Annotated in this window: 15 protein-coding genes; 4 read left to right on the top strand and 11 right to left on the bottom strand. The window is 68.5% G+C overall.

The window, feature by feature from the left end; translation table 11 throughout:
- Nucleotides 1-105: 105 nt before the first annotated feature.
- On the top strand, nucleotides 106-261 hold the full coding sequence (locus tag ACW175_RS03140) for a hypothetical protein (RefSeq protein ID WP_492103206.1): 156 nt from the start codon (nucleotides 106-108) through the stop codon (nucleotides 259-261).
- Here the strand turns inward: ACW175_RS03140 and ACW175_RS03145 are convergent.
- The 6 genes from ACW175_RS03145 to putA all read right to left on the bottom strand — a co-directional run bounded on the left by ACW175_RS03145 (nucleotide 242) and on the right by putA (nucleotide 8,377).
- Nucleotides 242-1,852: a carboxylesterase/lipase family protein gene (locus ACW175_RS03145; RefSeq protein WP_492103207.1), complete on the bottom strand. Its 1,611-nt coding sequence runs from the start codon at nucleotides 1,850-1,852 to the stop codon at nucleotides 242-244. The two genes, ACW175_RS03140 and ACW175_RS03145, sit on opposite strands and share 20 nt — an antisense overlap.
- 87 nt (nucleotides 1,853-1,939) lie before the next feature.
- Nucleotides 1,940-3,256 carry a glycoside hydrolase 5 family protein gene (locus ACW175_RS03150; protein WP_492103208.1) on the bottom strand — a complete coding sequence of 439 codons (1,317 nt, stop codon included), beginning with the start codon at nucleotides 3,254-3,256 and terminating at the stop codon, nucleotides 1,940-1,942.
- Nucleotides 3,253-4,626, bottom strand: coding sequence for an alpha/beta hydrolase family protein (locus tag ACW175_RS03155; RefSeq protein ID WP_492103209.1), 1,374 nt, complete (start codon nucleotides 4,624-4,626; stop codon nucleotides 3,253-3,255). Before ACW175_RS03155 ends, ACW175_RS03150 begins: the two co-directional genes overlap by 4 nt.
- 152 nt (nucleotides 4,627-4,778) lie before the next feature.
- On the bottom strand, nucleotides 4,779-4,991 hold the full coding sequence (locus tag ACW175_RS03160) for a type II toxin-antitoxin system RelE/ParE family toxin (RefSeq protein WP_492104885.1): 213 nt from the start codon (nucleotides 4,989-4,991) through the stop codon (nucleotides 4,779-4,781).
- A gap of 4 nt (nucleotides 4,992-4,995) precedes the next feature.
- A complete protein-coding gene (locus tag ACW175_RS03165) occupies nucleotides 4,996-5,250 on the bottom strand; it encodes an antitoxin (RefSeq protein ID WP_492103210.1) in 255 nt (84 codons plus the stop codon).
- Nucleotides 5,251-5,287: 37 nt separating this feature from the next.
- Nucleotides 5,288-8,377 (bottom strand): bifunctional proline dehydrogenase/L-glutamate gamma-semialdehyde dehydrogenase PutA, encoded by a 3,090-nt coding sequence (putA, locus tag ACW175_RS03170; RefSeq protein ID WP_492104886.1) that lies wholly within the window; start codon nucleotides 8,375-8,377, stop codon nucleotides 5,288-5,290.
- A gap of 441 nt (nucleotides 8,378-8,818) precedes the next feature.
- Between putA and ACW175_RS03175 the strand changes: the two genes are divergently transcribed.
- Entirely contained in the window at nucleotides 8,819-9,286 is a 468-nt protein-coding gene (locus tag ACW175_RS03175; RefSeq protein WP_099575799.1) for an Lrp/AsnC ligand binding domain-containing protein, read from the top strand.
- A gap of 248 nt (nucleotides 9,287-9,534) precedes the next feature.
- Here ACW175_RS03175 and ACW175_RS03180 read toward each other — a convergent pair whose 3' ends face one another.
- The 3 genes from ACW175_RS03180 to ACW175_RS03190 are packed head-to-tail and all read right to left on the bottom strand — an operon-like array spanning nucleotide 9,535 to nucleotide 15,296.
- Nucleotides 9,535-10,971 carry an efflux transporter outer membrane subunit gene (locus tag ACW175_RS03180; RefSeq protein WP_492103211.1) on the bottom strand — a complete coding sequence of 479 codons (1,437 nt, stop codon included), beginning with the start codon at nucleotides 10,969-10,971 and terminating at the stop codon, nucleotides 9,535-9,537.
- Between the two features lie 2 nt (nucleotides 10,972-10,973).
- The gene (locus ACW175_RS03185) at nucleotides 10,974-14,126 is read right to left on the bottom strand and encodes an efflux RND transporter permease subunit (RefSeq protein ID WP_492103212.1); all 3,153 of its coding nucleotides are present in this window, start codon (nucleotides 14,124-14,126) and stop codon (nucleotides 10,974-10,976) included.
- Nucleotides 14,127-14,138: 12 nt separating this feature from the next.
- Nucleotides 14,139-15,296, bottom strand: coding sequence for an efflux RND transporter periplasmic adaptor subunit (locus tag ACW175_RS03190; RefSeq protein WP_492103213.1), 1,158 nt, complete (start codon nucleotides 15,294-15,296; stop codon nucleotides 14,139-14,141).
- Nucleotides 15,297-15,485: 189 nt separating this feature from the next.
- Here ACW175_RS03190 and ACW175_RS03195 point away from each other — a divergent pair, with 189 nt between their 5' ends.
- Nucleotides 15,486-16,094: a TetR/AcrR family transcriptional regulator gene (locus ACW175_RS03195; protein ID WP_492103214.1), complete on the top strand. Its 609-nt coding sequence runs from the start codon at nucleotides 15,486-15,488 to the stop codon at nucleotides 16,092-16,094.
- Between the two features lie 135 nt (nucleotides 16,095-16,229).
- The gene (locus tag ACW175_RS03200) at nucleotides 16,230-17,912 is read left to right on the top strand and encodes a M61 family metallopeptidase (protein ID WP_492103215.1); all 1,683 of its coding nucleotides are present in this window, start codon (nucleotides 16,230-16,232) and stop codon (nucleotides 17,910-17,912) included.
- On the opposite strand, the gene ACW175_RS03205 is transcribed toward ACW175_RS03200, so the two are convergent.
- Nucleotides 17,909-18,769 carry a rhamnogalacturonan acetylesterase gene (locus ACW175_RS03205; protein ID WP_492103216.1) on the bottom strand — a complete coding sequence of 287 codons (861 nt, stop codon included), beginning with the start codon at nucleotides 18,767-18,769 and terminating at the stop codon, nucleotides 17,909-17,911. The two genes, ACW175_RS03200 and ACW175_RS03205, sit on opposite strands and share 4 nt — an antisense overlap.
- Before the next feature lie 71 nt (nucleotides 18,770-18,840).
- The gene (locus ACW175_RS03210; protein WP_492103217.1) at nucleotides 18,841-20,478 is read right to left on the bottom strand and encodes a family 43 glycosylhydrolase; all 1,638 of its coding nucleotides are present in this window, start codon (nucleotides 20,476-20,478) and stop codon (nucleotides 18,841-18,843) included.
- Nucleotides 20,479-20,612: the final 134 nt, after the last annotated feature.

Raw genomic sequence — 20,612 nt, forward strand, 5'->3', positions numbered from 1 at the left:
CTATGAACAAGCCGAAGCTCCAGCACGAAAGCGTGGTCAATGCCGCGTTAACCAGCAACCCCTTGTTCCGCCGAACCATTTGAACCCCCGAAAGGAGTTCGCCCGGTGGAGTACGAAGAGCGTCAGGCGTGGATCGCCCTGTGGGCCGCCGTCTTCGGCGAGCCGCCGCCCGTGGAGCCCGACCGGGAGCCGACCTCGCGGATCCTGGTCGAGCACCTGCCGCCGACGCTCCCCTACGAGATCAAGTCCCGAACTGAGTGAACGGCACGCGGTTGAAGAATTCGCGCTCGGCCCCCCGCGGGTCGTCCTCCAGCCGCGTCGTGGTGTCGAACACCATCGTCTGGCGGCGGGGCAGGGTGTAGGGCTCCCATTTCGGCAGGGCGCCGCCGTTCGGGTCGCCCGTGCTGGCGAAGCGCACGAAGGCGTCGCTCATCGTGTTGGACATGGCCACCGAGTCCGGCCCCGCCCCGACGATCGAGCCCTTGGCGTCCAGCGTCCCGAACACCAGGCCGATGTCGATGGTGTGCGGCGCGCCGAAGATCCCGCCGTCCCTGGGCGACTTCCAATTGACTTGATAGGCGAAGGCGGGAGCCCCGGCCTTGGCGCGTTCCTCGTCCTGGATGATCGCCGCTTTCCAAGAGCGGCCGGCCGTCGAGGCGGCGAAATAGACGTCCGACGGCGAGTAGTTCGGATAGGTCTTGCGATAGAAGGCCACCACCGTCTCGGGATCTATGTCGATGCGGGCGTTGAACTGGCCCGGCAGGCGGGCGACCACCTCGTCCCAGGTCTTGGGGAAGGCCCCGGCGTCCCAGCCGATGAAGCCCTTGGTCTCGTCGTGGGTGTTGCCGCACATCATCGGCACGCCAAGGCCCACCGGCGAGGCGTCGGGGAAGAACGGATGGCGGTCCAGGGTCCGCTCGTCCAGCACCGGGCCCATATAGACGCCGCCCGCGCCGGCGATCGGGTCAACCGCCCGCAGGCCCTCCACCATCTTGTCGGCGGACAGGGCGCGCAAGGACGCCAGGTCCTTGGCGCCGACCTTGTCCATGAACGCCTTGGCGCGCTTGGTGGCATTGAACGGGCCGCCGGCGGTGATCTGCTGGCCGCTCATGGTGGCGGCGCGATGGAACAGGCCCTTGGCGTTCGGCTGGGCCAGCAGGGTGGCGATCTTGGCCCCGCCGCCGGATTGGCCGAACAGCATCACCCGGCCCGGATCTCCGCCGAACGCGGCGATGTTGTCGCGCACCCACCGCAGGGCCAGGACCAGATCCAGCTGGCCGGCATTGCCGCTGTCGGCCACCGAGGGATCGTTGAACAGGCGCGCCAGATAGAGATAGCCGAAGGCGTTCAGGCGGTGGTTCACCGTGACCACCACGACGTCGCCGCGCTTGGCCAGCTTGGTCCCCTCATACCACGGGTGGCTGCCCGAGCCGGTGTTGTAGGCGCCGCCGTGGATATAGACCATCACCGGCCGCCTATGGCCGTCGGCGAGCCCGGTCTTTGAGGCCTTGGCGGGAGTCCAGACGTTGAGAAACAGGCAGTCCTCGCCTTGCGTCTCCTCCTCGCCCTTACCCTGTGGGCAGGACGCGCCATAGGTCAGGGCGTCCTTCACGTCGGTCCAAGGCTCGGGCTTCATAGGCGCGGCGAAGCGGCGCGCGCCGCCGGTGTCCTGGCCGTAGCGCAGGCCCTTGAACACGCTGACCTCGCCGTCGGCATAACCGCGCACCTTGCCGGAGGTCGTGGTCACGATCGGCGAGCGTTTTTGCGCCGCGTAGCCGGCTTGGGGCAGGGCGGCGTAGGCGGCCAGGGCGGCGGCGCCGGTGATCAGGGTGCGGCGGGTGGCGGTATGCACAGCGGGTCCTCCAGCGCTTTCTTGGCGCGCTTTCCGGTAGCGGTAGCACGAATGACACCGGTGACAATCCACTATGTCGAAACTGGCTTAGAGCGCCCGAACCGCCGCCGCGTGCTCGGCGATCACCGCCAGGGTCGCGGCGTCGGTGTCGAACACGCCGTAGAGGCCCTGCTCCTCCTGGGGCGGGTCGCCGACGAAGCTGTTATCGCCGTGAGCGAACCAGGCGTCGGAATGCTGGGCGCGGCCTTCGCCGTTCCAGGCCCAGAAGTTGGTCCCGGCCGTTGGGCCGCCGGCTTTCATGTCGTCCAGGGCCAGGCCGTGGATCGTGCGATAGAAGCGGTCCCTGTCGGCCGTCGCCGAGCCGGGGACGAAGGCCCGGGCGTCGCGGATCAGGCCGAACTCCTCGATGACCAGCGGCTTGTTCAGCGACTTGGCCAGGGCGATGTGGCGGGTCACATATTCGCGGCAGCGGGCCTCGCCCTCCGCGTAGGTGGCCGGCTGGTTCTTGGGATCGATCCAGCTCCAGTTGTTGGGCCAGACGTGCACGGTGACATAGTCGATGGTCGCGGGCCGGTGGGCCTCGACCACGCAGGCCTCGCCGCGCAGGCATCCCATGCTGCCCTCGCTGCCGGTGCAGACCAGATGGCGCGGATCCAATGACTTGATCAGGGCCGAGGTCTCGCGGATCCAGGCGTAGTAGGGCGGCAGCAGCATGTCGGCCTTGGCTTCGGTCCCGCCCGGACGGGGCTCGTTGGCCAGCTGCCAGGCCATGATCGCCGGGTCGTCGCGATAGGCCTTGCCGGTGACGCTGTTAGTCCGCTGGATCAGGCTGGTCAGATAGCGGCGGAACAGGGCGTTGGCCTTGGTGTCGGCATAGAACCGGGCCGCGTAGTCCGGATATTCCGGCCACGGATGTTTTGGGTCGCCGGCCTCGAACCACGGGCCTTGGCCGGCCCAGTTCAGATAGGCCGGCATGCCGCCCGACCAGTCCCAGAAGTTGTTGACGTAGATCACCGCCTTCATGTCGCGGCGGGCCATTGCGGCCAGCAGCCAGTCCAGGCCCTTGAGCAGGTCGGCGCTGTAGACGCCGGGTTCCTCCTGCATCGTCGGCGAAACGGCGGCCTTGGCCGGCGAGCGCTCGCCCGCGCCCAGCACCCGCAGGTTGGTGACGCCCAGGGCCTTCAGACGATCCAGCTCGCGGCCCAACCGCGCGCGGTCGCCGGTGGCGCCGGGCGAGCCCAGCCAGGCCCCGTACCAGAGGTTCGCGCCGGCGAAGCGGTAGGGCTTGCCGTCCAGCGCGAGGTGGCCGTCCTTCACGGCGACGAAGCCGCTGGCCGGCGCGGCGCCGCCTAGCGCCGGCAAAGCGGCGAGGCCCGCCAGCAGCTGGCGGCGCGAGGCGGTCATTTCTTCGCCGCGTGGGCGACGGTCCAGTCGACGATCGTCGCCAGGGCGACCGGGGCGATGGTTTCCTCGATCTGGCCGTACTCGGTGGGACGGTGGCTGCCCACGGTCTGGAAGATGTGGTTGAGGCCGGGAAGGGCGGTGGTGGTGACGTCCGGGCTCTGGACCAGCGCGGCCTTGATCGCCGGCAGGTTCACGGAGGCCGAAACGTTGCCGTCCCTATCGCCGCCCAGGGCCAGTACCGGGCAGCGCACTTGGCGCAGGGCCGGGGTGGGATCGAGCATGATGAAGTAGCGATACCACGGCTGGGTGAGGAAATCGGCCTGGTCGGCGGCGGCCTGGGCGGGCGCGCCGGCCTTGGTGAAGAGTTCGATGATCCGCGCTCGGGCCTTGTCCGGCTCGGGTTCCCCACGGACGACGGCGTTGGCGGCGGCCAGCAGGTCGGCGTTCTTCTGGGCCAGGGCCGGGGGCGCGCCGGCGCCCAGCGCCAGGTCGCGGGCCTGCTGGTTCAGCACTTGCTCGCCAGGCACGCCCGTGCCGGCCAGCAGGACCATGAAGGCGATTTTCGAGTCCTTGGCCGCCACCATCGGCGCGATGACCCCGCCTTCGCTGTGGCCGATCAGGCCGATGCGATCGGGATCAATGTCCTTGCGACCGCGCAGGAAGGTCACGCCGGCCTGAACGTCGGTGACGAAGTCGGCGGTGGTGACGTGGGAGAGGTCCCCGGCTTGCGAGCCGCCCGCCCCGCGATCGTCGACCCGCAGCACCGCCATGCCGCGTTTGGTCAGGGCGTCGGCGATCAGCAGGAACGGCTTGTGGCCCTCGATTGTCTCGTCGCGGTCCTGCGTGCCCGAGCCGGTGATCAGCAGGGCGACCGGATAGGGCCCGGAGCCCTGCGGCAGGGTCAGGGTTCCGGCCAGTTTCAGGCCCGAGGCCGGGTTGACGTAGGCGACCTCCTCACTGCGATAGTCGAACGGCGGCTTGGGCGTCTGGGGGCGGTTGGGCGCGGGCGCGGCGGCCGGCGCGGTGCGGGTCATGGTCAGCGGCGCGCCGCCGCCGTTCTGGCCCCACTTGCCAACCAGACTCTGGCCGTCGGGCGACACGGTCCCCTCGAAGGCCGCGGGGATGGCCTGCAGGGCGACCTTGACCTTGCCGTCGGCCAGGGTCGCGGTGGCGGCCAGGCCCATGGCCGATTGGGCGGGACTGTCCAGGGTGGCCGCGCCGTCGGGCTTGATGTGGAACACGACGGGCAGCTTCTGGCCGCCGGCCTGGACAGTCCCGTACCAGTCGCCGGCGATGGAGCCGACTTGGGCGGCCGCGACGGCGGGCGCGAGCAGAACGGCGGCGACGACCGCGCGAGGCAGGAAACGCATGTGGACTCCCCGATTTTGTCGGGGAGCTTAGGCACTACGCGTGACGGTTGTGAAGGTAGACCATTCGGGATTCAGCAGGAGCGGCTAGCGGTCTTCGAGGCTGTGCCAGATTCTCGCGACAGCGATGCCGTCCGGATCGACGTCGTAGCGGATCACGTAGGACGAGCCGCCGAACGTACGACCAGTTCCCTGACGCCGTCGCCGACAGCGCGACCTTGTTCGGAGAAGTCGACGAGACTCTTCAGGTGTGCGTCCAGCACGGCGATCAGGCGCAGCGCGGCGTTAGGGTTCTTTTCAAACAGCCAGTCGTGAAGTCGTTCGATGTCGAGCCTTGCCGCCGCCGAAACATGGAGCGAGCGGCGCAGGGAGCTAGCGACGGTGACGGGCCAGGAGGCCGTCGCGCACTTCGGACCAGGGCGTCAGCTGTCCCGTGCGCCTGGCGTGATCCAGAATGGCTCTATCGATGGCGGGGTCGGGGTCGACCGGAGGCCGTGCGGCGTGTTCGATTTCTCGATCGATCACCAGCGCGGCGTAGTCTTCGGGAGACATGTCCAACTGGTCCGCCAGCGGCTTCAGCTTAGCGGCGCGTTCAGCGCTGACGTGGATGTCGAAACCGTCGGCCATGAGCGAAGGGTCTCGCCCATGGCCTTCGACGTCAAGATCAGAGATTCAGCAGCGCCGGGTCGCCGCCCTGCGCCGTGATGTTGACGCTGACCGCCCGCTCGACCGCGAAACGCAGCAGGGCGTGGGGGCCGCCGGCCTTGGGGCCGGTGCCTGACAGGCCCTCGCCGCCGAACGGCTGGACGCCGACCACGGCGCCGGTCATCGAGCGGTTGACGTAGCAGTTGCCGGCCGGGACCAGGCGCTGGACGTCGGTCGCGAAGCTCTCGATCCGCGAGTGGACGCCCAGGGTCAGGCCGTAGCGACGGGCGGCCAGGGCGCCGGCCACCTGTTCGAGGTTCTCCGGCTTGTAGCGGACCACGTGCAGAACGGGTCCGAACACCTCGCGCTCCAGGAAGTCGGCGGCCGGGATCTCGGCCAGCACCGGGGCGAAGAACGTGCCGCCGTCCGGAGCGGTCAGGACATGCAGGACCTTGGCGTCCTGCATCAGGCGGTCCTGATGCTTTTTCAGCGCGTCGCGGGCCTCGGCGTCGATGACCGGGCCGACGTCGGTGACGGCCAGGGCCGGATCGCCAACGACCAGGGCGTCCATGGCGCCCTTCAGGCCATCTATGATCCCATCGGCGGTGTCCTCCGGCAGGAACAGCAGGCGCAGGGCCGAGCAGCGTTGGCCGGCCGAACCGAAGGCCGAGACGATCACGTCGTCGATCACCTGCTCGCGTTGCGCCGTCGTGTCGACGAACATGCCGTTGAGACCGCCGGTCTCGGCGATGAACGGCACGATCGGACCCTGGCGGGCCGCGAGCGTCTGGTTGATCCGCCAGGCGGTGTCGGTTCCGCCGGTGAAGGCGACGCCGTCCAGGCCCTCGTGGCTGGTCAGGGCCGCGCCGACCGTCTCGCCGCGGCCAGGCAGCAGGGCCAGCAGGCGCGGGTCCAGGCCCGCGGCGTGGTAGAGCTTCACCGCTTCACTGGCGATCAGCGGGGTCTGCTCGGCCGGCTTGGCCAGCACGGCGTTGCCGGCGGCCAGGGCGGCGGCGATCTGGCCGGTGAAGATGGCCAGCGGGAAGTTCCACGGGCTGATGCAGACGAAGACGCCGCGGCCGGCCAGCTTGAGCGTGTTGGTCTCGCCGACCGGACCCTTCAGCAGCTCGCCGTCGCCGAACTGATCCTCGGCCAGCACCGCGTAGTAGCGGCAGAAGTCGACCGTCTCGCGGACCTCGGCGATGCCGTCCGACAGGGTCTTGCCGGCTTCGCGAGCCAGGATGGCGATCAGGCGGTCGATATCGGCTTCCAGGGCGTCGGCCATGGCGCGCAACACGTTGGCGCGCGCGGCGCCGCCCGAGCGGTCCCAGGCCGGTTGCGCGGCGCGGGCCAGGCGGAAAGCCTCGTCGATCTGCGAGGTCTGGGCTTCGGAGACCGCGCCGACCACCTTGTGATCGTCGGCCGGGGCGACCACCGGCAGGGGCGGGGTTCCGGCGCTGACCTTGCCGTCGATCAGCGGGCCGGCGGAGAGGGTCACGCCGTCCAGCGCGGCGACGGCCGCTTGCAGCCGTTCGCGGTCGGCCTTCACCGACAGGTCGAGGCCGGCGCTGTTGCGGCGACGCGGACCATAGACCTCGATCGGTGTCGGGATCTTGGCGTGGCGGTCGGGGTGGGCCTCGACCGTGTCGATCGGGTCGGTGACGACCTTCTCGACCGGCACGCGCTCATCCAGCAGGGCATGGACGAACGAGGTGTTGGCGCCGTTCTCCAGCAGGCGGCGGACCAGATAGGGCAGCAGGTCTTCGTGGCCGCCGACGGGCGCGTAGGCCCGCAGGGTGATGCCGTCATAGAGGTCGTCGGCGGCCTTATACAGAGCCTCGCCCATGCCGTGCAGGCGCTGGTGCTCGATCTTGACGCCGGCGTTCTTGGCCATGCGCACCACGGCCGCCAGGGTGTGGGCGTTGTGGGTGGCGAACTGGGCGTAGAGGTGCGGGGCGGCGGCGATCAGGGCCTTGGCGTTGACCAGGTACGACAGGTCGGTGGCCGGCTTGGTCGTATAGACCGGATAGTCCGGACGGCCGGCGACCTGGGCGCGCTTGATCTCGCTGTCCCAATAGGCGCCCTTCACGAGGCGGACCATCAGGCGGCGGCCGGTTTCCTTGGACAGGGCCGCCAGGCGGGCGATCACCTCGCCGCAGCGCTTCTGATAGGCCTGGACGGCCAGGCCCAGGCCCTGCCAGTCGCCCAGCTCCGGCTCGCGGCACAGGCGGTCCAGCAGCTTCAGCGACAGAGCCAGGCGGTCGGCCTCTTCGGCGTCGATCGTGAAGTTGAGGTTGTGCTTCGCGGCGATCTTGGCCAGGCGCAGGGTCCGCGGATAGAGCTCCTCCCACACGCGGTCCTCGTGCGTGGCCTCATAGCGCGGGCACAGGGCCGAGAGCTTCACCGAGACGCCGTGGCCCTTCTCGGGTCCCGCGCCGTTCGACAGCTTGCCGACCGTCTGAATCGCGTCGGCATAGGACTTCTCGTAGCGTTCGGCGTCGGCGGCGGTGCGGGCGCCTTCGCCCAGCATGTCGAAGCTGCACATGTCGCCTTCGGCGGCGGCGCGCTTGATGGCGGCCTCGATCGTCCGGCCAAGGACGAATTGTTCGCCCATGATGCGGATGGCTTGGCCGACGGCGGCTCGGATCACGGGCTCGCCCAGGCGACCGGCCATCTTCTTGATGAAGCCCGGCAGGTCCTTCTTGGCGTCATCGTCGGGCTCGACGATCTTGCCGGTCAGCATCAGGCCCCAGGTCGAGGCGTTGACGAACAGGCTGTCGCTGCCGCCCAGGTGCGAAGCCCAGTCGGCGGAGCCGATCTTCTCGGCGATCAGCTTGTCGCGGGTGTCGTCGTCGGGCGTGCGGAGCAGCGCCTCGGCCAGGCACATCAGCGCCAGGCCCTCGCGGGTGCCCAGGCTGAACTCCTGCAGGAAGCTCTCGACCACGCCCTGCTTGCGGACGCTGCGGCGGGCGCCGCGGACCAGGGCCTCGGCCTCGGCGCGGACGGCGGCGCGATCTTCGCTCGACAGGGGCTTGGCGGCCAGCAGGTCGGCGATCACAGCGGCTTCGTCGCGATACTTGCCGTCGTCGAGGCTGTCCCAGTGGGCCAAGTCGGTCATGGTCGGTCCTGTGGTTCTAGATATCGTCGGTTTAACAAGCCTTCGGCCAAAGGTGCTTCGTTTGTCGCGCGGCGGTGCTGTATCTTCTTCGGCCGAAACACCGAAAATGATCGTCCGCTCCAGCGCGGAAAGTTGGCGCGGTTAACGCGAGCGAAGGATGCGCTGGAAGTCTCGTAAGGGGAATGGGGAGGGAGGAAGGGGCGCGTGCTGGGGGAGTTCGCGCCCCTTCCTCTCTTGCGCGACGCCCGGTTAGGGGGAGAGGGGCGAGCGTCGCGTGTGTTCCGCCCTACGGCTTGGCCGTGTCACCGGGCGCCTTTAAGGAGGGGGAGGGCGCGGGGCGGGCTGGAACGATCGAAGGTGTAACGCTAAGCTTCCCGAATGTGCTACGTTTGTAGCAATTGAATCTCGAAGCTTATTCGGCGAAAGATCGATATGGCCATTTCCGCTCTGGATGACACCGATCGCAGGCTGTTGAAGGTTCTGCAGGCCGACGGCCGCATCACCAACGCTGAGCTGGCCAAGCGCTGCAACCTGTCGCCGGCCGCCACTTTCGACCGCGTGCGACGTCTGCGCGAGCGCGGCTACATTCTCGGCTACGCCGCGCTGCTGGATCCGGCCAAGGTCGACCGGGCGCTGCTGATCTTCGTCGAGGTGGTGCTGGACCGCACGACCGGCGAGGTGTTCGAGGACTTCGCCGCCTCGGTGCGCCGCGCGCCCGAGATCCTGGAGTGCCACATGGTGGCCGGCGGCTTCGACTACCTGATCAAGGCCCGGGTGCGCGACATGGAGGCCTATCGCGGCTTCCTCGGCGATATCCTGGTGAAGATGCCCGGCGTGCGCGAGACGCGGACCTACGCGGTGCTGGAAGAGGTCAAGAGCACGGTGCAGCTGCCGCTTTAGAGCATTTTCCGACGAAGTGGACACCGGTTCGTCGTCAGAAAATGCGTTAAAACAAAGGGCTAGAGCGTTTCACCGATCCAGTCGGATCGGAAAATGCTCTAGCCTGGCTTCCCTACCGGCCCAGCCTGGGGGTGGAAGGGCGCCTCCAGGGATGGGGGGAGAAGACGCCCTTCCGTTCGCGACCATCGGGGGGGGGATGATGGCCAGCGAACTTCCCCGGCTCGCGCCGGGGAAGCTTATGAAGACCGTCAGGCCGCGGGCGCGCCGCCGCCGAGGGTCTTGTAGAGGGTGACGAGGTTGGTCGCCCGCGCCAGGCGCGCCGTGATCAGGCCCTGCTGGGCCGAATACAGGGTGCGCTGGCTGTCCAGCAGGGTCAGGGCGCTGTCGAGGCCGGCGTCGCGACGCTGCTGCGACAGGCGCTGGCTGTCGGTGGCGGCCACGACCAGGCGCTCCTGGGCGGCGAGGCGGTCGCCGACCGTGTCGCGCACCGACAGGGCGTCGGAGACTTCACGGAACGCCGTCTGCACCGTCTTCTCATAGGTCGCCACGGCGATGTCGCGGTTGGCCTTGGAGACGTTCAGGTTCGCCACATTGGCCCCGCCGGCGAAGATCGGCAGGCTGATCTGGGGCGTGAAGCTCCAGGCCTTGCTGCCGCTCTTGAAAAGGTCGCCCAGTTCGGTGCTGCTCGAGCCCAGCGAGCCGGTCAGGCTGATGCGCGGGAAGAAGGCCGCGCGGGCCGCGCCGATATTGGCGTTGGTGCCTTGCAGCTGGTGCTCGGCCGACAGCACGTCGGGGCGACGCGTCAGCACGTCCGAGGGCAGGCCCGCCGGCAGGTCGGCCAGAATCTGGGCCGAGGCCAGGCTGCCGCCCGGACCATTTGGCGGCAGCAGGTCGGCCGGCACGTCCGTCCCGACCAGCAGGGTCAGGGCGTTGCGGTCCTGGGCGACCTGGGCGGTGTAGACCGCCATGTCGCTGCGGGCCGTCTCGGCCTGGACCTGGGCGTTGCGCAGGGTGGCCAGCGAGCCGACGCCGCCGTCGACCTGCTGCTGGGTCAGGCGCAACGAGTCCTCGCGGGTGCCCAGGGTGTCCTTGGCCAGGGCCAGGCGTTCCTGGTCGGCGGCCAGGGTCAGCCAGGCGTTGGCGGTCTCGGCGATCAGGCTGATGCGGACCGAGCGGCTGGTCTCCCGCGTGGCGAAGAAGCTCTGCAGGGCCTGGGCGTTCAGGCTGCGGACGCGGCCGAACAGGTCCAGCTCATAGGCGGTGAAGCCGATGGCGGCGCTGTAGACCTCGGTGTCGATCGCGCCGCCGGTCGCGCCGGGGATCTGGCCGAACTGCGAGGCGCTGGCCGGGGTGTGGCTGCGTTGCTCGCTGAGCGTCCCGTTGATCCCCGGGAACAGGGCCGAGCGCTGGACGCCGTACTGGGCGCGGGCCTTCTCGATGTTCAGCACCGCCACGCGCAGGTCGCGGTTCTGCTTGAGGGCCAGGTCGACCACGCCTTGGAGGCGCGGATCGACCAGCACCTGGCGCCAGTCGAGGTCGGCGGCCGTGACCGAGCCGGTGGGCTCGGGGCTGGGCGTGGACCAGGTCTGGGCGACCGGCAGGGCCGGGCGTTCGTACTTCGGCGCCAGGGTGCAGGCGCTGACCGCCGTGGAGGCCAGCAGGATCAGGGTGAGGTTACGCATCATGGTCAGTGAGCCTCGGCCGGAGGAACGGCCGCGGTGTCCTCGTGGCGTTTGTGCTTGGGCTTGAAGATCCGTTCGACGATCACGAAGAACAGCGGGACGAAGAAGATCGCCAGCAGGGTGGCCGACAGCATGCCGCCGATCACGCCCGTGCCGATCGCGTGCTGGCTGCCCGAGCCCGCGCCGTTGGAGATGGCCAGGGGCAGCACGCCGAACACGAAGGCCAGCGAGGTCATGATGATCGGCCGCAGGCGGATGCGGACGGCCTCGACCGTGGCCTCGACCAGGCCCATGCCCTTCTCGTACAGGTCCTTGGCGAATTCGACGATCAGGATGGCGTTCTTGGACGCCAGGCCCATGGTCGTCAGCAGGCCGACCTGGAAGTAGATGTCGTTGCTGAGGCCGCGCAGGGTGGTGGCCAGCAGGGCGCCGAGGATGCCCAGCGGGATGACCATGATCACAGACAGCGGGATCGACCAGCTCTCGTAGAGGGCCGCCAGCAGCAGGAACACGACCAGAATCGAGATGCCGTACAGGGCGGGCGCCTGGTTGCCGGACTCGCGTTCCTGGGCCGACAGACCGGTCCACTCGTAGCCGATGCCGGGCGGCAGCTGGGCGGCGATCTTCTCCATCGCGGCCATGGCCTGGCCCGAGCTCTTGCCGGGAGCCGGCGAGCCCTGGATGTTGACCGACGACAGGCCGTTATAGCGTTCCAGGCGCGGCGAGCCGTAGATCCAGTGCGTGGTGGCGAAGGACGAGAACGGCGCCATGGTGCCGCTGCTGGTGCGGACGTACCAATTGTTCAGGTCTTCCGGCCGCATGCGGTAGGGCGCATCGGCCTGGACATAGACCTTCTTGATCCGGCCGCGGTCGATGAAGTCGTTGACGTACGAGCCGCCCCACGCGGCGCTGAGCGCGGCGTTGATGTCGGCGGTGGTCAGGCCCATCGCCCCGGCCTTGGCCTGGTCGATGTCGATCTTCAGCTGCGGGGTGTCGTCCTGGCCGTTGGGGCGGACGCCCGCGAGCGTCGGATCCTTGGCGGCCATGCCCAGCACCTGGTTGCGCGCGGCGGTGAGGGCTTCGTGGCCGACGCCGCCGACGTCCTGCAGCTGGAAGTCGAAGCCCGACGAGGTGCCCAGTTCCGGCACGGCCGGCGGCACGATGGCGAAGACCATCGCGTCGCGGATCCGCGAGAACGCGCCCATGGCCCGGCCGGCGACGGCCGGAGCCTTGAGGTTGGCGGCCTTGCGTTCGTCGAAGTCCTTCAGGCGGACGAAGGCCAGGCCGGCGTTCTGGCCGGCGCCGGCGAAGCTGAAGCCGGCGACGGTGAAGACGGCCTGCACGGCGTCCTTCTCGTCATTGAGGAAGTGGTTGCGCACGGTGTCGAGCACGGCCTGGGTGCGGTCTTCCGGCGCGCCGGGCGGCAGCTGGACGATGGTGAACATCGTCCCCTGGTCTTCCTCGGGCAGGAAGGCGCTGGGCAGGCGGACGAACAGGAAGGCCATGGCCAGCAGCACCACGCCATAGGCCAGCATCCAGCGCCCGCTCTTGCCGAGCAGGTTGCGGACCGTGCCCTGGTAGCGGCCGCTGACGTCGTCGAAGCTGCGGTTGAACCAGCCGAAGAAGCCGGTCTTGTGGGCCTTGTGGCCCTTCTCGACGGGCTTGAGCAGGGTGGCGCAAAGGGCCGGGGTCAGGATCAGGGCGACCAGCACCGACAGGGCCATGGCCGAGACGATGGTGATCGAGAACTGACGATAGATCACGCCCTGCGAGCCGCCGAAGAAGGCCATGGGCACGAACACCGCGGCCAGCACCAGCGCGATGCCGATCAGGGCGCCGGTGATCTCGTTCATCGACTTGCGGGTGGCCTCGACGGGCGAGAGCCCTTCCTCCTCCATCACGCGCTCGACGTTCTCGACCACGACGATGGCGTCGTCGACCAGCAGGCCGATGGCCAGCACCAGGCCGAACATGGTCAGCGTGTTGATCGAGTAGCCGAAGGCGGCCAGCACCCCGAAGGTGCCCAGCAGCACCACCGGCACGGCGATGGTCGGGATCAGGGTGGCGCGCCAGTTCTGCAGGAACAGGAACATGACGATGAACACCAGCACGATGGCTTCGATCAGCGTCTTGACCACTTCCTCGATCGACAGCTTCACGAACGGCGTCGAGTCGTAGGGGATCACGTACTGGTAGCCAGCCGGGAAGGTCTTGGACAGTTCCTCGACCCGCTTCTTGACGGCGTCGGCGGTGTTCAGGGCGTTGGCGCCGGGGGCCAGCTTGATGGCCAGGCCGGCGGCGGGCTTGCCGTTGTACTTGGCGCCGAAGCCGTAGCTTTCCGCGCCCAGCTCGACGCGGGCCACGTCACGTAGGTGGACGATGGCGCCCCCGGGGCTGTTGCGGACGATGATGTCCTGGAACTCGGCCGGAGTGGTCAGGCGCGACTGGGCGGTGATCGTGGCGTTGAGCGCCGTGCCCGGCAGGTTGGGCGTGCCGCCCAGCTGGCCGGCCGAGACCTGGGCGTTCTGGGCCTTGATCGCGGCGATGACGTCGGCGGGGGTCAGGTTGTAGCTGGTCAGCTGGACGGGGTTCAGCCAGATGCGCATGGCGTATTGCGCGCCGAACAGCTGGACGTCGCCCACGCCGTCGACGCGGCTCAGGGGGTCTTGCAGGTTGCTGGCGATATAGTCGGCCAGGTCGGTGTTGGTGGTCTTCGGATCGTTGGAATACATGCCGACGATCAGCAGGAAGTTCCGCGCCGACTTGGCGACGGTCAGGCCCTGCTGCTGCACTTCCTGCGGCAGGAGGGCGGTGGCCGTCTGCAGCTTGTTCTGCACCTGCACCTGGGCGATGTCGATGTTGGTGCCGGCCTTGAAGGTCAGGGTCGTGGTGGCCGCGCCCGAGCTGTCGCTGGTCGACGACATGTAGTCCAGGCCGTCCAGGCCCTTCATCTTCTGCTCGATGACCTGGGTGACGCTGTCCTCGACGGTCTTGGCCGAGGCGCCGGGATAGACGGCGCTGACGGCGACCTGGGGCAGGGCGATGTCGGGATACTGGGCGATCGGCAGGCTGCGGATGGCCAGGGCCCCCGCCAGCATGATCACGATCGCGACGACCCACGCGAAGATGGGCCGGTCGATGAAGAAACGGGAAAGCATGACGGGCCGGCCTTAGCGTTGAGCTTGAGCGGTGATGGCGACGGGCTTGACCGGCGCGCCGGGGCGCACCTTCTGCAGGCCCTCGACGATGACCTTGTCGCCGACGTTCAGGCCCGAGGTGATCAGCCACTTGTCGCCGACCGTCTGAGAGGCGACGACTGGACGCGGGGTGACCGCGCCCTTGGCGTCGACGATCTGCACGATGGCGTTGCCCTTGGGATCGCGGCTGACGGCGGCCTGCGGGATCAGGATGCCGTCATTGGCCACGCCCTTGCTGAGGATGGCGCGGACATACATTCCGGGCAGCAGCACGCCGTTGGGGTTCTTGAAGGTGGCGCGCAGCCCGACCGAGCCGGTGGTCGGGTCGACGGTCACGTCCGAGAATTCCAGGCGGCCGGGGATCGGATAGGTCGAGCCGTCTTCCAGCTTCAGGGTCACCTGGGCCGAGCCCGAGCGGCCCAGCTTGCCGCTGTTGAACTGCTGCTGCAGCTTCAGCATGTCGGTCGAGGACTGGGTCAGGTCGACATAGATGGTCGACAGGTCCTGGACCGTGGCCAGGGCGGCGGCCTGGCTGGCGGTGACCAGCGCGCCCGGCGTCACCGTGCTCTTGCCGATGCGGCCCGAGATCGGGGCGGTCACGTGCGTGTAGTTCAGGTTGATGCGGGCGTTGTCCAGGGCGGCCTTCTGGACCGCGACGCCGGCGGCGCCCTGCAGGGCGGCGGCCTGGGCGTCGTCATTGTCCTGCTTGGACACTGCCCCGGTCTCGACCAGGGTCTTGTAGCGGTCGGCCTTCAGCTTCGCGGCGGTCGCGGTGGCCTGGGCCTGGGCGAGGGCGGCGGCGGCGCTGTTGACGCTGGCCTGATAGGTGGCCGGGTCGATCTGGTACAGCGACTGGCCGGCGCGCACGTATGAGCCTTCCTGGAACAGGCGGGCCTTGATCACGCCGCTTACCTGCGGGCGCACGTCCGAGACCAGGAAGGCCGAGGTGCGGCCCGACAGTTCGGTGGTCAGGCTCACGGGCTGGGTCTGGGCGACGACATAGCCGACCTCGACCGGACCGCCCATGCCCATGCCGCCAGCGCCTCCCTTGCCCTGACCGCAGGCGGCGAGCGTGAGAGCGACGGCGGAGAGCCCTGCGGCCGTGATCACGGCCGAGCGTTGGAATTGCATATTTGACCCCGGATGCGGTGGCCTCGCGGGCTATTGCCCTTGACGAAACCGGCATGATGAACAATTTGAGAATGAACGTTCATTCTCAAGCGGGCTGGACATAGGTGCGGTACTGTCGCAAGTCAACCTTAGCCCGGCTTGAACATGGCTGACCTAGCGGAAATGTAATGCCGATCAGGATTTTCCCAAATGGGACCTTTAATGTCTGACGAGTCGCATTCGAGCCGGCCGTCGCCGGAATCGCGTCGTCAGCAGATTCTGGACGCGGCGTGCGAGCGCGTGCGGCAGTCGGGCTTCCACGGCGCCAGCATGGCGGACATCGCCAAGGCGGCCGGCCTGAGCGTCGGACAGATCTACCGCTACTTCGAGAACAAGGAGGCGATCATCGCCGCCATCGTCGCCCAGGACCTGGCCGAGATGCGCGACAAGTTCGCCGAGATGGAGAGCCAGCCCGGCGTCCTGCTGGACGCGATCGAAGACCATCTGCCGGAAGCCATCGACAAGTGCTTCGACCCGCGCCGCGCGGCCCTGGCCCTGGAAGTCGTGGCCGAAGCCGCCCGCAATCCCAAGGTCGCCGCCATCGTCCGCGCCGCCGACGAGCAGGAGCGCGCCCTGGCCAAGACCATGATGGAGCGCGGACGCAAGCCCGAGTGGAGCGAGGCTGAGTTCCAGGCCCGCTGCGAGGCGGTCGGCATGATCTTCGACGGCCTGCTGATGCGCGGCGTCAACCACCCGGACCTCAACCGCGAGGCCCTCGCCGCGGTGCTACGGTCGACGGTGCGCCACCTGCTGGGGTAGCGAAGCCACGGCCATCGATTCAAAGCACAAGTGTGGAGTTCGCGGCGAAAGGCCGCGGAGCCCGACGTCCGGGGCTAGCTGGATCTCTGGTCGCGCGCTAGGCTAGACGCGATCTGAGGTTGTGGGAGGCGGAGCGTGAGGCGTTTGTCCGTCGGGGTGCTGGCCGTGTTCCTGCTGGGGGCCGCGGCGAAGGCCGAACCCGTCCGCTACGCCCTGTCGCCGGTCATGGAAAAGGGCGCGCTGAAGGCGCTGGCGGTCGACATCGACTTCAAAGGCGACAACGACGGCCTGACCGTCCTGAAGTTCATCGACAGCTTCCAGGGCGACGCCCGGCCTGGCCGTTTCGCTGATGGCCTGGAGATCACCGGCGCCAAGTCTTTCACGCCCAGGTCCGACGGTGGGGCGGTGATCCACGCCGCGCCTGGCGCCGCGCTGCACGCCCGCTACCGGGTCCGATCGGGCTACGACAAGGCTCCGACCACCGAGGACGTGACCCAGACCAAGCCGATCGTCCTGCCCGACTGGTTTTACGTCTCCGGCGAACTGGTCTTCGCCTATCCCGACGGGCGCCGCGACACCACGGCGACCTTCCGGTGGGACGCCAAGGCTTCGGGCTTCCGCTTCGCCTCGGATCTCGAACAGTTGGCCGCCCGTCATGGAACGGTCGACGACATGCTGGACAGCATCATGATCGGCTCGCCGCGTCTGCGGATTACCGAGGGAGCGGGCGCCGAGGCGGGCCTGCGCCTCGCCGCGCTGGGCGCCTTCGACGCCTATGACGACTTTGCCTTTTCTAGGATGGCGTTCCGCTTGATCTTGGCTGAGCGCGCCTTCTGGGGCGACAGCCCGACGCCGTTCCTGGTCACTCTGGCGCCGCTGGAGACCTGGTTCGGCGAGAGCTATAGCGGTGCTGGTCGCTCGGACGCGTTCGCCTTGTGGGTCGGGCAGACCCTGCCGCTGTCGGATCTTCGCCGGCTCCTGGCCCACGAGTACTTCCATACTTGGAACGCTGGCCAATTGGGGCGACAGGGGCCGCAGCGGCGCAGCGCCTGGCTGTCGGAGGGCTTCACCGACTTCTATGCTCGCCGCCTTCTACTGAGGTCCGGGGTCTTCAGCCTGGCCGACTATGTCGCCGCCTGGAACGAGGATCTGCTGGGCTACGGCGTTTCGCCAGCCCGTAACGCCGAAGAGGACGTGATCGCCAAGGGCTACTGGCAGGACCACGCGCTGGAGGAGGTCACCTACAAGCGTGGGGCTCTGATGGCGGCTCTGTTTGACGCCCAACTCCGCAGGGACGGGCTGGGCCTGGATGCGGTCATGCGCGCCATGCTCGGGCTCTATCGCCGAGATCCAGAGAGCGCGCTGCGCGTCAATTTCGAGACGGCTTTCAAGATCGTGTCCGGCCGCTCGCCCCTGGCCGAAATCGACCGCTATCAGACACGCGGCGAGACCCTGACCTTGAGCGATGGCGACTTCGCGTGCCTAACCGTAGGGACGGTCACCCAGCCGGACTGGAGCCTCGGTTTCGACCCGGCCGCGACCGCGGAAAAGGGCGCCTTCGCCGGCGTCGATCCCGTCGGGCCCGCCCACGCCGCCGGCCTGCGCGATGGCATGAAGCGGATCAAGCGTGAGGGCGGGGCGATGAACGATTCCAGCGTCGAGATCGCCTACACCATCAGCGACGCCGCTGGCGGGCAACGGGTGATCCGCTACCGTCCCGAGGGCAAAGGGAGCGTCAGCTTCCAGCGCCTCTCGACCCCGCATGACCTTACGCCTGCCCAGGAAGCGGCCTGCGTGAGGACCTTGTCGGGCCTCTAGGGCAGCAACTGCCGGCCCAGCTCCGGAACCGCCTGCGCCAACGCCTTCGTCACCATCGCGGAGAACACGTCCGCGCCCTCCGGTCCCAGGTGGGTGTAGTCGAAGATCGGCTTGAAGCTGGCCATCGCGCCCGGCGGCGGCGGCGGCGGCGCTGCAGCCGGGCGCGGCGGGACGACGGCGCCGGGGAGGGCGGGTTCGTAGAACATCGCGCCGGTGGTCGTGCCGGACCTGGCGGCGGCGGCGACCTCGGGCGGCGGCGGGGTCTCGGCCAGGGAGAGGGCCGCGACCGGGCCCATGGCCTGGACGGCCTCGCGCGAGAGGGCGTGCAGGTCGACCAGCGGTGTCTTGGTTTCGGCGGCCACCTCGCGGATGGCGTCGGCCCAGGGAGCGAGGTCGTCGAACACCTTGCCGTCCTTGAACTGCCGGCGGATCAGCGGCGTGACCAGCACCGGCGTCGCCCCGGCCGCGCGGGCCTCGTCGACGAAGCGCCGGATGTTGGCCGGGAACTCGGTGGTCAGATCCGTCGAGCGTTCGGGCCGGCCCGGCTGGTCGTTGTGGCCCAGCTGGATCAGGACATAGGTCTTCTCGAAGCCGCCGGCGCCCATCTCCTTCAGCGCCAAAGCCCAGGAGCCTTCCTCCCGATAGGTCCGGGTCGAGCGGCCCCCGCGTCCCAGGTTCACGCAGGCGACGGTCGAGGTCACGTGGCTGGCGCAGAAAGCGCCGCCCCAGCCGCTGTTCACGGCCGTGGTGGAGTCGCCGACCAGGACGATCTTCGGAGCCTTGAACATCGGCTCCTGTGCGTGGGCGGCGAGGGGGATAGCGAGCAAGGCGGCGGTCGCCCTGAGCAGCTTCAGCATCTCAATCTCCCAAGCTCAAACAAAGCTTGTCATCCCCGCCGCGGCGAAGCGGAGGGCCGGGATGACGGTTTTTACGGAAGCGCTCGGTACTGGAAGTTCCGGAACCGCGCCGAGCCCTTGCCGGCCGCGTAGAGGCCCGGCTTCAGCATCAGGAACCCGCCTCGCACATTGTGATGGTAGCCCGAGACCTCCATGCCCCGGTCGAACCGCTTCCAGGTCTTTCCCGCCCCCTCTTCGCCATTTGGGCCGCTGGTGTGGAAGCTGACGATGTGGCGGGTGTTGATGACCTTCATCAGCATCCGCGCGCCGTGCGGATTGGCCGGCCGGCCGCGCTCGATGCCGTACTGGTGGGTGACGAAGTTCTTCTCGTCGAAGCCCAGGCCGCAATAGAGCTGGCGGTCGTAGAACAGGATCAGGCCGGCGCGGGTCTCGGGATCGATCTCGATGTCGCAGGTGATCTCATAGGCCTGGTCGCCATTGACGAAGATCAGCGGCGCGCCGCTCGATGGGGCCTCGCCCGCCCCCTTCAGGGTCAGGACGCCGTTGGCGCGGCTGATGCGGCCCTGGTCGCTCGGCTTGGGATCGAAGAACGCCCACTGCACGCCGTACTTGTCGGTGCTGAAGTCGTCCGACAGCGCCTTGCCGTGCGGGCCGGGCTTGCCGCCTTTAGGCTTGGCGATAGGCTTTGAAAGATCGCCGCCGCCGACCTCGAACCAGCCGTCGGCGGTCCAGGTGACCGGGGCCAGCAAGGTCTGGCGGCCCAGGGTGTAATAGCCGTTCTCGTAGCCGTGATAGACCGTCCACCAGTCGCCGGGCGTCGGGCCCTCGACCAGGGTGGCGTGGCCGCGCGACCACCACTTCTCGCTGTTGTCGACAGTGCGCACCACCGGGTTGCGGGGGTGGTCCTCCCACGGGCCGGCCAGCGACTTCGACCGCGCGACGATGACCATGTGGCCGGTCGGCGGGCCGGCCGTGCCGCCCACGGCGGTGACCAGGTAATAGTAGTCGCCGCGTTTCATGACCTTGGGGCCTTCGGGCGAGAAGCCCTCGACGTCCCAGTCGTCCGGATAGCGCCACGGGTTATAGACGTGCTCGGGCTGGCCGACGGTCGACAGGCCGTCCGGGGCCAGCCTGATGCGGTCGCCGCCCGACAGGAACAGCCAGCGCTCGCCATGCTCGTCGACGATGTGGCCGGGGTCGATATAGCGCGGCAGTTTCAGATCGACCGGTTCGGACCACGGGCCTTCGATCCTGTCGGCCCAGATCACGTAGCTGGTGTTGTTATTGGGCTGCTTGGCCGGCAGGTAGATGTAGTAGCGGCCCTTGTGCTTGCAGAGCTCCGGCGCCCAGATCGAGCCGACATTGGTCTTCAGCGTGGTGACGACCGGCGTCCAGTTGACGAGGTCTCGGCTGTGCCAGATCAGCAGACCCGGATAGGCGTCGAACGAGCTGTGGGTCATGTAGTAGTCGTCGCCGTCCTTCAGGATCGACGGGTCGGGATGGTCGCCGGCCAGGATCGGATTGAGGAACGTGCCGTCGCCAAGGTCGGCCTTGCGCTGGCCTTCGATCCCCTCGGCCCAGGTCGGCCCGCTGGTGGCCTTGGCGGGAAGGATGCCCATCTGGGCCGCGTCGCCGGCGGCGGGAATGGCGGCGAGGCCGGCGCCGGTCAGCAGCGAACCCAGCGCGCCGCGGCGGTTGATGTCGACCATGGTACTGCCTCCCGGACCCTGCGCCCCATTTCACCAAGAGGCGCTCGTTACCGCTAACCTAGCGGCGAGGCGAAGGGGCTGTCCACCGGTGTCATTCCCTGTCGCCCGCGGAGAGGCGGTAAAGAAAAAGCCCG

This window comes from Caulobacter sp. FV1ye6ST (assembly GCF_058681225.1).